A 13,919-nucleotide genomic window follows, 5' to 3' on the forward strand; every position below is an offset into this window, starting at 1 on the left:
CCTATAATCTTTCTTCGGTTTTAGATCTTATAATATTAAATCCAATATTTATTATTAGGATAAAGACAAATAAAACCATGCCTGTGGCAATTAGGGCTTGTCTATGGGTACCTGATGCATATCCCATTTCTAGGACGATATTAGTAGTTAGGGTCCTTGCGCCTTTTAAGATTGAAGATGGCATGACTGGTTGGTTACCTATTACAAGATAAACTGCCATGGTCTCGCCTATGGCCCTACCTATGGCAAGGATTATTGATGAAAATATACCAGATCTGGCATAAGGCACTAGGATTTTCCTGATAGTTTCTTCCTTTGTTGCCCCAAGGGCGAGAGACCCTGTCATGAAGGTCTTAGGGACTTGCCTTAAGGAGTTTTCAGAAATATTTACCATGGTTGGCAAAATCATAAAGGCTAGGAGGATTGAAGCTGTTAGCATATTCATACCTGATTTTACATGAAAAATATCTTTTACTAGGGACACAAGGACCATCATTGCAAAAAAGCCATATACAACTGATGGAATTGCTGCCATAAGGTTCATCAGAGCTTTAAGGCCTTTGTAGGATTTTTTTGCATAGTAGGCCATAAATATTGAAATTGCAAGGCCAAATGGAAGTGCTATTAATGTTGATAAGCTGGTTACTATTAAAGATCCTATGATCATTGGATATATTCCAAATCTCGGATTGCCTGCAGTTGGTTTCCAAACCTTGCCGGTTACGAATTTTAAAAGTCCGTATTCATTTACAAACTTTACACCTTCAGAAAATATGAAGAAGATTATAAGTAGTATCAGAAATACGGACATTACTGCAGACAAGAGAAAAATTATTTCGCCAACTTTTTCTCTTATCTTTCCCATTTTACTTTCCTAGTTCGCTTGTACTTTTTAGCTCGCCCTTAAAGATTTGTTTAAGTTGGTCCATTGTTAGGTCTTCTACCTTGCTTGCTGGATTTACAACTACTGCGATACCGTCAGTTGCTATTACTTCTACGGCAAGTTTGTCTTTTTCTTCATCTTTTAATTCTCTTGAGGCCATAGCTATATCAGCTGCCCCGTCGATTACTGCTTCTATACCAGCAGATGAACCTGTTGATTGGATTTCAATCTTGGCGTCTGGGTTAAGTTCCTGGTATTTTTCTGCCATTTTTTGCATAAGTGGGGTTACAGATGTAGAACCAGCTACTGTGAGGGTACCAGATACTTTAGCTGGTTCATATTTCTCTGTATCCTTTAGTGGAACATAGCCTTCTTCTAAGGTGAGGGCTTGGGCTTCTTCTGATAGGCAGAATTTTAAAAAGTCTTTGGCTAGGTCATTTATTTCAGCTTCTTTGAAAGCTAGGTTAAATGGGCGAGAAATTTTGTAAGTGCCATTTACTATATTTTCTTCGGTGGCTTCCACGCCTTCGATTTTAAGAGCTTTTACAGTATCATTTAGGGATCCTAGGGAAATATAGCCTATAGCTTCAGCATCTTGGCTTACTGTTTGCATAACAGCGTTAGTTGAGTTTTGTACGATAGCTTCTTGGGTTGTCATATCTTCCTTAGAGCCATCAACTTCTTCTTCAAGACCAACAAGTTCTATGAAAGCACCTCTTGTACCTGAACCTTCTTCTCTAGATACAACTGTGAAATCATAATCTTCTTGATTTGCTGTTTCAGTTGATGCCTCTTTTTCTGCTGGTGCCTCTGCTGTTTGTGTTGTTTCAGCTTCCTTTTCTTCGGCCTTTTGATCTTTACCACATCCTGCAAGGATAAGTCCAAGTGAAAGTGTTGCTGCTAGTATCTTCTTATTAGTTATTTTCATTTTAATCTCCTTAAGTTTTTTAACTTAAGTCTATGATACTAGGTCATTATTCAAAAGATTTTAAATCTTTGTAAAACTTATGTAAAATAAAGCATAAAAAAGGCGAGGTTTTCCTCGCCTAAAAAATATTATTTTTCTTAATCAGCTATTACTTCATCAAGGACTGTTTCTTGTCTCTTATCGGCATCTGTTTCTGGAATCATTACATTCATCAAAATTGATGTGAGAGCCGCAAGGACTACTGGTGATACACCGATTGCATTTTTAAGAGCTTCTGGCATAAAAGTTATGCCTGCAGATTCAGCAGTTGTAACTATAGTTGTAAAACCAAAACCAATAGCAATGGCGATTCCTACTATAGAAGTATTTCTCACTGTGAGTGGCTGTTCAGTTATCATCCTAATTCCGTTCATAGTTATGGCTGCAAATACTGAAAGGGTTGCACCACCTACTACAGGTGCTGGGATGGTTGTTAGTAATGAAGATATTTTTGGCATAAAGCCTGCCACTAGAATAATCAAACCTGCTTGGAAAAACACTCTCCTATTAATAACCTTATTTACTGATACGATGCCAACGTTTTGTGAGAATGTAGCTGTTGGAAGACATCCTATAAAGGCACCTATAACATTTGCCACACCAAAACCTACAATTCCTCCCCTGAGCTCATCATCTGTTGGGTTTCTATCCATTCCTCCGATGGTGGTTGATGACATATCGCCAATTCCTTCTATACATGTAACCATAAAGATGATTACAAAGGAAATTATGGCTGATGGTTCAAATTTTATGCCAAAGTGAAGTGGAGCTGCTACTGATAACCAACCTGCTTCCCTAACTGGTGATAGGTCTACCATATCAAAGAAAAATGCTATGATATAGCCAACAACCATGGCAAATAATACTGAAGCAAGTTTGGTAATGCCCTTGCCAAAATGGTTAAGACCAACATTTACAAGAAGGGTGATTATACCTACAAGCCAATATTGCCATGCTCCCCAACCTGGGGCCATAACTGATCCTGCTCCACCCATATTTGTAATAGCAACTGGATATAGGGTAAGGCCTATAGCCAAAACTACAGTTCCTGATACAAGTGGTGGGAAAAATGGTGTTATGTATTTAAGTGCAAGGCCGAATACTATAGAAACAATAGCTCCTATTAATTGACTTCCTAAAACTACGGCCACAATACCAGCAGGACCTAGTGATTCAAATTGACCACAAAGGGCAATCATGGTTGGCACATATGGGAAGGCTACACCATAAATCATAGGTAATCTACTACCCAAAATCCCTATTGGATAAAGCATCAAAAATGAAGTAAGGGCTGAACCTATGAGCGCCATCTGGACAAGGATAATGCTATCAGCGTGGCTAAGGCCTGCTGCATCAGCAAAGATCAAAGCTGGAGCTACACAACCGGCAATCATGGCGATTACGTGTTGTAAAGCTAGTGGGAAGGCTTCTTTGAAAGAAACTTTGCCTTCAAATTGAAACAATTCTTTAAATTTACTTTCCATTATCTCTCCTATTTTTTATTTTGGACAAAGAAAAAGCCACCTACAGGTGACAAGCTTATTCATTTATCCTAGTTCTTTTTGAAATGGCTAGTATAAGTATGTATAAATCCAAAATTTATTTCTACCATTTCTAGATAAGTTATACAGTTAAAATCCCTTAAGTCAAGTTATTTCTAAGCCTTATTTTTTATGGTAATTTCAAAAGAAAATTTTAGTTTTATACAATTTTTATTTTTCTATAAAAGAAGTAAAATAGAAGAATAATAGCGAAAAATAGAAGATGGAGAATTAATAATGAAATTAGTAATACCAGAAGCTTACAAGTCAAATGAGGACCTTTACAGGACTCAGGTTTTAATAAAGGAAATAAAAGATTATTTTCAAATCAACCTTGCCAACAATTTAAATTTAAAAAGGGTATCTGCACCTCTTTTTGTATCAAAAAAATCAGGTCTTAACGACAACCTAAATGGCGTGGAGAAACCTGTTTCCTTCAATCTCCCAGAGGCTGATAATGAAGAAATGGAGATTGTCCATTCCTTAGCCAAGTGGAAGAGATATGCCCTTATGGAATATAAATTCAAAGTCCATGAAGGTTTATATACAGATATGAATGCCATCAGAGCTTGCGAAGAGCCTGACAATACTCATTCATTTTATGTAGACCAATGGGATTGGGAAAAAATAATCGATAAGTACGATAGAAACGAAACCTACCTTAAACAAACTGTAGAAACAATCTACAGAACAATGAAAAGTCTTGATGAATATCTTTGCGGACTTATACCTACAAGGAGTAAACTCTTAAAAGATCAAATTAGGTTTATTACCAGTCAAGAACTCCTTGATATGTATCCAGATAAGGATGCCAAGGAAAGAGAAAGACTTGCAGTAAAAGAATTTGGTTCAATATTCTTATTACAAATTGGCGACCTCTTATCAAATGGTGAAAAACACGATGGCAGAGCTCCAGACTATGATGACTGGCTTTTAAATGGTGATATAATCGTCTACAATCCAGTCCTTGATGATGCCCTAGAGCTTTCCTCAATGGGTATCAGAGTCGATAGCTTTAGGCTAAATGAGCAATTAAAGCAATCTGGCAACCTTGATAGACTAAAATACGACTACCACAGGATGCTCCTTGACGATAAGCTCCCACAAACCATAGGTGGTGGTATAGGCCAATCAAGACTTTGTATGTTCTTTTTACAAAAAGCCCACATCGGTGAAGTCCAAGTATCCTACTGGCCAGACGACCAAAGAAGAACCCTTGCAAACAAGGGAATCCAACTCTTATAAAATAAAAAAAAAGTGAGAAAATTACCAGCTCCAATAGTTAAATAAAAATAACTTATTGGCAGTTAAAAATTTTTCTCACTTTTTCTTTGAAAATTTTTATAAGTTTAATTTTTTAATTATCTCTGAGGTATTCCTTGATTTCTGCTATGAAAATATCCCCATATTGGATGAGTTTTTTCTCTCCGACTCCCTTGATTCTCAGGAATTCTTCTTCGTTTTTTGGCTTATTTATAGCCATGTCCTTTAGGGATTGATCAGAAAAAATTATAAAAGGTGGGATTTTTCTTAGTTTTGAAAGATCAAGCCTAACTTTCTTAAGCCTATCAAACAGAGCTTGGTCGGCTTGGCTGGCTAAATCTTGCTCTTTATGTTTGACGGATTTTTTAACTTCGGTCTTTCTTGCATAAAACCTTACCTTGGAAAATAAAATATCCTTGGATTTTTCTGTAAGAGCAAGGACTGGATAATCGAGGCCAACGACTTTGATATAGCCATCTGCAATCAAGACTCCAATCAAGTCTTTAATCTCTTCGGCGGATTTTTCTTTCATGATGCCATAGGTAGAGATATTTTCAAGTCCCTTCTCCCTGGCATTTTTATTTTTTGACCCCTTAAGACAGTCAACTACTGTACTTATCCCGTACTTTTGGTCGAGCCTAAAGATACAGGATAGGATTTTTTGAGCATCGATAGTCTTATCTTCTTTTTTAATATCATCCAAACAATTGGAACAAAAATCGCAGTCCCCCTTATAATCTTGGCCAAAATATTCAAGGATAAAAGCCCTAAGGCACTTATTGGTGTTGACGTAATTTATAATTGTCTGAAGCTTTTCAAGTTGGATTTTCCTGTAGGCAAGGTTACTGCTTTGGTTTATCAGGTGTTTATTTATAATAATATCTTGGGCAGAATAAAGAAGGATACAATCAGAATCTTCTCCGTCCCTGCCAGAACGGCCTGCCTCCTGGTAGTAGGATTCCATATCTTTTGGCATATTATAATGGATAACAAAGTTCACATTTGACTTATCAATCCCCATACCAAAGGCATTTGTAGCTACAACTAGGTCTTTTTTATCAAAAATAAAATCTTCCTGGGCCTTTTTCCTTTCAGCTTCACTAAGACCAGCGTGGTATTTGGTCACACTAAAGCCTGCGGCTGCCAAATACCTTTGGAGCTTGTCAACCCTATTTCTGGTTGAAGCGTAAATTATACCTGACTTTCCCTGGCGGTCTTCCAGGTAGGCTTTTAAAAATCTAAGCTTATCCTTTGGTTTTCTTACAATAAATTTTAAGTTTGGCCTGTCAAAACCAGTCACTTTCACAAAAGGATCTTTAAGGGCCAGATTATTTATGATATCTTCCCTAACTTCTTTGGTGGCTGTGGCTGTAAAGGCTGCTATTTGAACATGAGGTCCAATAATATTATAAAGGTCAGCAATTAATTTATAGGAAGGCCTAAAGTCGTGGCCCCATTGGGAAATACAATGGGCCTCATCAACTGCCACAAAAGATAGGTTAATATCCCTCAAAAAGTCCCTAAAAAACTCATTATCTAGCCTTTCTGGAGAAATATAAAGAAGTTTGATTTTTCCCATTCTCACATCATTTAGAGTATCGATATAAGTTTCAAAATCAAGGCTTGAATTAATAAAACTTGCCTCAATTCCATCTTCCCTTAGGGCATCGACCTGGTCTTTCATGAGGCTGATTAAGGGCGAGATTACAAGAGTAATCCCATCTTTCATAAGGGCTGGCAGCTGATAGCAAATAGACTTGCCTCCTCCTGTTGGCAAAACTCCCAATACATCTCTTCCCTCTAGGATTTTTTCTATAATTTCCCTTTGCCCCTTCCTAAAAGAGTCAAAACCGAAATATTTTTTTAAATTACTCGTAATTTTTTCTGTCATATTTTTCCTAAAAAAAATAATTAAGCCCTAGGACCTAATTATTTTCTTCTTCCTCTTCTGAAGATTCGTCTGATTCTTCATCTATATTTTCTGAATCCTCTTCATCTTCTGCTTTTTCTTTTTCTTTGCGCTTCTTATTCTCTTTTTCAGTCTTTTTTACATTTCTCTCTAGGGCGTTTTCTTCATCGTCTTTGACTTTAGAGTCATTTGTGAGGTATTCCTGATTTTCAACCTTGGCTCCTTCGCCCTTATTAAAGACAATGTCACCAATTTTTGTCCTAAGATCAATGTTATTTTTGGCCTTATTGTCTGAAAGGTAACCATCTGTGATATTCCTGTAAGAAATATTTCCTAGGACAAAATTACCAACTTCAAGATAGGCGTTTATATTGTAATTATCAATGGTATCCTTGGCATCAATCAAAATATCACCTGTAGATGTGGTAAAATCAAGCCTATTGCCTAGCTTTGATTCCTTGATAATAATATCACCTGCGACTGTTGATAGCTTAGTATTTGATAATTCACTTTTGTTTAGATTTATAGATCCTGATTCATTTCTGATAGAACCTTGGAAAAATCCATTATTAAGACTGATATTGCCGCTTTTAATCCTTAGGTCAAAGTTTTTCACCTCAAGGTCATCGATCTTGACATCGCCAGCACCTATGGTGCCCTTGATTTCTTCTATACCTCCCTCAGATGGAAGGAAAATCCTAACTATCGGAATTTTATCCTTCATGTAAAGTTCCTTGCCCTCAACCTTGTTTTTAAGCTTAAGGACTCCTTCCTCAAAGCTCACATCAAGCCTGTAGGCATTATCTTCGCCCCTAAAAAGCTCTGTGTATTCTATATAAGGATTGGTATTGGATCTTTGGATTCTAACATCTGATGAACCAAGGTCAAAGTCAATTGACTTTATCTTGTTTAAATCAACCCTCATAATACGGGACTGGTTGTAAGAGTTTTCATCAATTTGACTAGTTGTAGCTGCATTTTGGATTGAAGCATTTTTCTTTGAAGAAATCATAAAAATCACAAGGATAATTAAGACGAGTCCAACTAAGCCAAAAATCAAATTCCTCTTATTTACTCCCTCAAGCCACTTAAAAGGATTTGGCTTTTCGCTTTCCTTATTAGCCTTTTCCTTATTTTCTTGTTTTTCTTCGATTAATTCTTCATCTATTTTTATTTTCTTATCGTCCACTCTTACCACCGCCTAGTTTCTCTAATATTATAAGTCCTGATGTCAAGGCAAATAGCCATCCTATATATAAAATAGTTTGGTCTTTCTTTATGAAAACACTAAAAACTTTTTCTAAAAGTTTAGAAGATACATCTCCTTGTATTAAATATTGTATCACAAAAAGCAAAGTAAATACATTAAGACTTGCAATTATTAGGTAAAAAATATTTCTACTTATTAAAAGATCATTGGCCCTGATGTAAAAACTAAGTCCAAAAAGAAATACAGAAATTACCCCAAAGAGGATTGTCATGTAGGATTCTTTTACAAGAAATACTGACAAAACACAAAATATTAAGATTATAAGAGCCTTTAGCTCCTTAAAAATATCTATTACAATCAATATTCAACCTCCCATAGGTAAAGCCCAACTGGACTTAAGGCTGGATTTGCCCTCACATTTGACTCTGGGTCAAAATAAGCCTTGAAATCTTCTAGAGAAATTTTCCCTCTGGCAAGTTCAATCAAGCTTCCCGTCATAATCCTCACCTGATTATGGAGAAAGGATTCTGCCTTAAAGAAAATCTCTAGCGTATTCTCTTCTCTTTTGAAATAACAATCGTCTATCCTTCTATTTGTGTTTATCTCAAGTTCCTTATCTTCCTTCATAAAAAGCCTAAAATCATGGTCACCCTTAAGGACCTGAAGCCCCTGGTTTAGCTTATCATAATCAAGCTTGTAGGTTATATTTTCCATATAGGTCCTATAAATAGGATGTGGATTTTTTTCCTGGTTGATTACATACTTATAAGTTTTTGACTTACAAGAAAACCTGGCATGAAAACCAAGGCCTACTTCTTCTGAAGATAAGGCCAAAATATCATCTGGAAGATATGGCTGGATATGGTAGGCAAAACCTTTTGGATTTACATGAGAAGCTGTGAGAAAATTTACATAAAAACTTCTCGCATGGACTCCCGCATCTGTCCTTCCGCAAGCTATAATCCTATTATCTTCGCCTGTCACCTCTTGGATAGCTTTCTTTAGCTCTTCTTCTACTGTTCTTTGGTCTATCTGGTATTGGTAACCCTTAAAGTCCCTACCGTCAAAACACAAATTTACCAATACATTTTTTATCATAGGAAGTATAAAACAATTATAATGGCACAAAAGATTGTAAAACCAATAATAGAAATCCAATCAGTCCTGTGCATGTAAATCTCGTTGAGTTTTGTTCTTTCTTCACCAATCCTGTAAAGTCTCGCTTCCATAGCAGTTGCAAGATCTCCAGACCTTTTTAAGGCATTTATAAAAAGTGGTACCAAAAGTGGGATCATAGACATTGCCCTATCAAAGATATTTCCAGATTCAAAGTCCGCTCCCCTTGCCATTTGGGCCATCTTAATCTTGTTTGCCTCATCAAAAAGGGTTGGTATAAATCTTAGGGAAATTGAAATCATCATTGCAAGTTCCCCTGCTGGAAAACCAAATCTTTTCATTGGTGAGAAAAGTTTTTCAAGACCATATGTTAATTCCATTGGGCTTGTGGTGTAGGTTAGAACTGATGTTGAAAGGATAATTAAAACCAGCCTTAGGATTGTGAAAGCAGTCCTAAATACACCTTCTTCAGTTATGGAAAATTTCCAAATTGTGAAAATTTCCTTACCTGGTGTTGTGACTAAGTTAATTACACCTGTCAAGACAATAATAAATATCAAGGGTTTTAAAGACTTTACAATAGCCTTAAAAGGAATCTTGGCTATGGCCAATAGGGCAATCAAGAGGACTATAAAAGGTATATAAGTGATAAAATCTTTTACAAAAAATATTGTAATTATATATAAAAATACCCCTATGATTTTAACTCTTGGGTCTAGCCTATGGACAAAACTATCAAAAGGAAGGTATTGACCTATGGATATATTAGTCATTTTTGCCTCCTAAATGTTTGTATAATTCATTAATAGCAACGTCCACTGTGTAGATTTTTTCATCCACATCTGGATTTTTCTTTTTGTAGGCTCTCATAAATTTAGTTATCTGTGGCACATCAAGGCCAATAGTATCAAGGTCTACTGATGTGAAAGTATCAAAGGTAGACTTATCTGAATAAACCTTGCCGCCATTCATAACTATGACCCTGTCCACATATTCTGCCACGTCTTCCATAGAGTGGCTAACAAGGACAATACTTAGCTCATCATCAGCTTCGTAGATTTTCATAAGTTCCTTAAAAATTTCCTGGCGCCCTATTGGGTCAAGGCCTGCTGTTAGTTCATCAAGGACTAAAACTTTTGGATTCATAGATAAAATCCCCGCTACAGCCACCCTTCTTTGCTGGCCACCAGAAATTTCAAATGGTGAAACATCCTTATAGGTTTCATAATCAAGGCCAACTTTTTCCATGGCCGACTTTACTCTTGCGTGAATTTCATCTTCCTTTAAGCCCATATTTTTTGGACCAAAGGCAATGTCCTTGGCAATGGTTTCTTCAAATAATTGGTTTTCTGGATATTGGAAAACAAGACCAACCTTAAATCTGGCTGCCTTTCTCTTAGATTTTTCCTTAGAATTTATACCGTCAATTATAACATCACCATTTGTTGGAATCAAAAGACCATTTAAAAGCTGAACTAGTGTTGATTTACCAGATCCCGTTTGACCTATAAGACCAATTATCTCCCTGCTATTTATTTCTAAATTTATATCTTTTAGGGCATAAACCTCGTTGGGTAGGCCCTGGTTGTAGATATAGTCAACGTTTTTTATCTCTATTTTCATAAGCTTTCTAAAAACTCCTCGACAGTCAAAGGAAGCCTGTCAAATTTTATTCCCTTTTGGCTTAGGCCGTAGGCTACTTCTGTAACTTGAGGAACTGTAAGGCCTAGTTCTTTCATTTTCTTAACTTGGGAAAAAACTTCCCTACTATTACCTTCGAGAGCCTTCTTGCCTCTGTCTAAAACTACAATTTTATCAGCAAGAACAGCCTCTTCCATGTAGTGGGTGATGTAGATTATGGTTTTGCCATAGTCCTTGTTTAAGCTTTTAATTAGCTCAATAACATCCTTCCTACCTTGTGGATCTAGCATGGCTGTCGGCTCGTCAAAAATTATATAGTCTGATAGCATGGCAATTACACCTGCTATTGACACTCTTTGTTTTTGTCCACCTGATAGGTTTGATGGGTTTCTGTGCTTAAAGTTAGACATGCCTACCTGTTCGATTGCCCTATCAACTCTTTGTCTTAACTCAGGGTGTTCTACCCTTAGGTTTTCAGGACCAAAGGCTACTTCTTCTTCAACTGTAGTTGCAACCATCTGGTTGTCAGGGTTTTGGAAAACCATGGAACATTTCTTCCTAATATCCCATTCACTTCCTTCAGTAGAAGAAGAAATATCATCTACAAGAATTTCCCCACTTGTAGGTTTGATTTGGGCATTTAAAAGCTTACCCAAAGTCGATTTTCCGGAACCATTGTGGCCTAAAACTGCCACAAAGTCCCCCTTATTTATATCTATTGATAGATTATCAAGGGCAGTCTTGCCCTGGCTACCCTCGTCTATACCAGGATAGGTATAAGTTACATTTTTTATTTTTATCATTTTTTATCCTAATAGCTCATTGCTGGGCTGTAATTTGTGCTTGATTCATAAACTACTACTGGAGTTCCGTGAGGAGCAAGTTCAAATAATCTTCCTGCCATAGCTGGTGGCATATTTAAACATCCGTGGCTACCGTTTGAGAAATAAATTCCTCCACCAAAAGCCCCTCTCCAAGGTGCATCGTGGAAGCCTTCTCCGTCCCAACCTATTGGCATCCAGTATTTTACAGGGGTTTCATATCTTGACCCATCAAAACCATCTCCCCTTAGGGTTTGGTTAGCTGCTTTAGAAAGGATTGAACCAACTCCAACATTGGTTGCCCACTTGGTAGTATTTGGCATACCTGATACAATATTAGTTTCAAGAACAACTTCTCCATCCAAATAAAACCACATATATTGACGGGAAAGGTCCACTTCTACATAGGTGTTTCCTATATCAGATCCGTCAGCTTCTCTCCTAAATCCAGTTCTCTCGTAAACTGGCTCTATATTTCCAGATTTTCTTTCATTAACTAATTCATATACAGCATCAACTGTTCCTGGCACATCAAGTATAAAGCCGTAAACTCCTGGGTTTACAGTGATTTTGCCAATGCCTGTGGCATTAAAAGTCCTATTTGTTCCGTAGGTATCAGTTTGATCTGCAATTTCTTTGACATAGGAAGTTAACTTGTCGTAATTAAGCTCAAAACTTCCCTTATCTGTATCAAACATATCAATTAGCTTTTCGCCTTCAAGTTTAAAGTCAAAACCATTGAAGTTAAAACCTATTTTCATCCCTTCTATGGTTTTGCCATCCTCAAGAAGGGCTGCAAGTTCCTTGGAATTGTTCTTAACTGTTGGATTTATATAATCATTGTCATCAAGGACAATTTCATCTTTGTGGTTATAGATTGCATCCTTAATTTTTGCTGAGAGTTTTCCAAAGTCAACCTTATTTCCCATCACTTCTGGAAAAATTTTAAAGGCTCCATTTTCGTACTTAAGCCTAGCATTTTCTGGTTCTTTCACATTGGTCAATAAGGCCTGCCCTTTTAGGTTTTTATCAAGCTTTGCTTCATCGTATTTAACATTATAATCAAATGTAAAATCGTCGTTTGCTATTTTTGCAAAGGCAAGCGGCCATTTAAATGGATTTTGGTCTATAGATGCAGATTTTGGAATACTCGCACTATAGTCAATTTCCCTTAGGTCAATTGTTGCCTTTCTTTCATCCCTGCCTACTACAGTGATTGTAAAAGGTTCAGCAGGTTTTCTAAGAGCCTCATCTTTTGAGGCATAGGAAATATCCCTGCCGTTTACCTTGGTATTTGGTAGGGCTATAAAAGTAAATATTACTGTAACTATTAAATAAAGTGCTATTATTACAAGAATAAATAGGGTTAGGGCCCTAGATTTCTTTTTGTTGTTTGCTTCTGTTATGACGTCCTCCTCAATCTGGTCTCTTGCCAAAATATTGGTAAAAATCTACCTTTTGGCCACCATTGTATAATTTTCTTTTCTTAGATATTTTTCTCTTAAAGGTCCTATCAAATTTCTCGTCAGCTGTTATAAAATAAAGTGACCAGGTATCAAGGCCTGCCAATTTATTGTTGATTTTTTTATAAATATCAACTAGATCATTGTCTGATAGCCTCATTCCATAGGGTGGGTTTGAAATAAAAACCCCATAGTCATCAGCAAGGGCAACTGAGCCAAAATCTCTGGTTATGAAAGAAATATCTTCCCCAACTCCCGCATTTATAGCGTTTTGCTTGGCTAGCGAAATGGCCCTGCCTGATATATCTGAACCTAGGATATTTAACTTTTTGGAATAGTCGATTCTCTCCATTGCTTCTTTTTTGGCATCCTTAAAATATTTGGGATCCATAAATTTAAAGCTTGTAAAATCAAAGTCCCTATCGATGCCAGGTGCAATATTACGAGCGATTCTTGCAGCTTCTATGAGAATTGTCCCAGACCCGCAAAATCCGTCAAATAAAAACCTGTCTGGATTATAAAAAGAAAGGTCAACAAGAGCTGCTGCCAAGTTTTCTCTAAGAGGAGCTTTGACAGTTCCTTCCCTGTAGCCTCTTTTGTGAAGGCCATCCCCAGATGTGTCTAAACAGACCTTGACAATATTTTTCTCTATCATTATTTCGATATTAACTCTCTCAGCTGATTTTTCAAAAAAAGTTTTTTTATAGTAATTTTTCAACTTATCTATAAGAGCCTTTTCGCTTATGGACTGAATCGACCTTAGTGAAAATAATTTTGACTTATAAGATCTGGCATTTACAGTAAAGTTGCTATCTTCATTTAAAATATCCTGCCAAGGAATTTTATTTACATTTTCAAAAAGCTCTTCAAATTCCATGGCCTTAAAACTTGCGACTTCCAAATAGACCCTATCAGCGTGTTTTAGGTTTATATTTAATTTTGCTAAGTCGGATAAATCGCCCTTTAGGCTAATCAATCCATCACTTACTTCATAGTCTTTATATCCCATATCCCTTAGTTGGAACTTGACCAGGCTTTCTAGACCAAAGCTTGTGGTAATTAGTATTTTTTCCATACTGATATTATAACTGATTTTTGACTCTTT

At 36.6% G+C, this 13,919-nt stretch carries 13 protein-coding genes; 1 reads left to right on the top strand and 12 read right to left on the bottom strand.

Annotated elements, in window-relative coordinates:
- Position 1: 1 nt before the first annotated feature.
- The 3 genes from pstC to AC1EJ5_RS06895 form a co-directional block, all read right to left on the bottom strand.
- Complete coding sequence (gene pstC / locus AC1EJ5_RS06885) at positions 2–865, bottom strand: phosphate ABC transporter permease subunit PstC (protein ID WP_479815361.1); 864 nt, start codon at positions 863–865, stop codon at positions 2–4.
- 1 nt (position 866) lies between these two features.
- The gene (locus tag AC1EJ5_RS06890) at positions 867–1,811 is read right to left on the bottom strand and encodes a substrate-binding domain-containing protein (RefSeq protein WP_479815363.1); all 945 of its coding nucleotides are present in this window, start codon (positions 1,809–1,811) and stop codon (positions 867–869) included.
- Positions 1,812–1,948: 137 nt separating this feature from the next.
- On the bottom strand, positions 1,949–3,334 hold the full coding sequence (locus tag AC1EJ5_RS06895) for a uracil-xanthine permease family protein (protein WP_479815365.1): 1,386 nt from the start codon (positions 3,332–3,334) through the stop codon (positions 1,949–1,951).
- Between the two features lie 294 nt (positions 3,335–3,628).
- Between AC1EJ5_RS06895 and asnA the strand changes: the two genes are divergently transcribed.
- Positions 3,629–4,636, top strand: coding sequence for an aspartate--ammonia ligase (gene asnA, locus AC1EJ5_RS06900; protein ID WP_479815367.1), 1,008 nt, complete (start codon positions 3,629–3,631; stop codon positions 4,634–4,636).
- A gap of 112 nt (positions 4,637–4,748) precedes the next feature.
- Here asnA and recQ read toward each other — a convergent pair whose 3' ends face one another.
- The 9 genes from recQ to AC1EJ5_RS06945 are packed head-to-tail and all read right to left on the bottom strand — an operon-like array spanning position 4,749 to position 13,889.
- On the bottom strand, positions 4,749–6,545 hold the full coding sequence (gene recQ, locus AC1EJ5_RS06905) for a DNA helicase RecQ (RefSeq protein ID WP_479815369.1): 1,797 nt from the start codon (positions 6,543–6,545) through the stop codon (positions 4,749–4,751).
- Positions 6,546–6,579: 34 nt separating this feature from the next.
- Positions 6,580–7,752 carry a DUF4097 family beta strand repeat-containing protein gene (locus AC1EJ5_RS06910; protein WP_479815371.1) on the bottom strand — a complete coding sequence of 391 codons (1,173 nt, stop codon included), beginning with the start codon at positions 7,750–7,752 and terminating at the stop codon, positions 6,580–6,582.
- Complete coding sequence (locus AC1EJ5_RS06915; protein WP_223417791.1) at positions 7,742–8,134, bottom strand: hypothetical protein; 393 nt, start codon at positions 8,132–8,134, stop codon at positions 7,742–7,744. The genes AC1EJ5_RS06910 and AC1EJ5_RS06915 overlap by 11 nt, the downstream gene beginning before the upstream one ends.
- Entirely contained in the window at positions 8,131–8,856 is a 726-nt protein-coding gene (gene truA, locus AC1EJ5_RS06920) for a tRNA pseudouridine(38-40) synthase TruA (RefSeq protein WP_479815373.1), read from the bottom strand. The genes AC1EJ5_RS06915 and truA overlap by 4 nt, the downstream gene beginning before the upstream one ends.
- A gap of 11 nt (positions 8,857–8,867) precedes the next feature.
- Positions 8,868–9,662, bottom strand: a complete 795-nt coding sequence (locus AC1EJ5_RS06925) for an energy-coupling factor transporter transmembrane component T family protein (RefSeq protein WP_223417793.1) — start codon at positions 9,660–9,662, stop codon at positions 8,868–8,870.
- On the bottom strand, positions 9,655–10,512 hold the full coding sequence (locus AC1EJ5_RS06930) for an energy-coupling factor transporter ATPase (RefSeq protein WP_223417795.1): 858 nt from the start codon (positions 10,510–10,512) through the stop codon (positions 9,655–9,657). Before AC1EJ5_RS06930 ends, AC1EJ5_RS06925 begins: the two co-directional genes overlap by 8 nt.
- Positions 10,509–11,333 carry an energy-coupling factor transporter ATPase gene (locus AC1EJ5_RS06935; protein ID WP_223417797.1) on the bottom strand — a complete coding sequence of 275 codons (825 nt, stop codon included), beginning with the start codon at positions 11,331–11,333 and terminating at the stop codon, positions 10,509–10,511. The genes AC1EJ5_RS06930 and AC1EJ5_RS06935 overlap by 4 nt, the downstream gene beginning before the upstream one ends.
- A gap of 8 nt (positions 11,334–11,341) precedes the next feature.
- A complete protein-coding gene (locus AC1EJ5_RS06940) occupies positions 11,342–12,787 on the bottom strand; it encodes a L,D-transpeptidase family protein (protein ID WP_223417799.1) in 1,446 nt (481 codons plus the stop codon).
- Entirely contained in the window at positions 12,768–13,889 is a 1,122-nt protein-coding gene (locus AC1EJ5_RS06945) for a THUMP domain-containing class I SAM-dependent RNA methyltransferase (RefSeq protein WP_223417801.1), read from the bottom strand. The genes AC1EJ5_RS06940 and AC1EJ5_RS06945 overlap by 20 nt, the downstream gene beginning before the upstream one ends.
- Positions 13,890–13,919: the final 30 nt, after the last annotated feature.

The organism is Anaerococcus sp. C0059F3 (genome assembly GCF_056590475.1).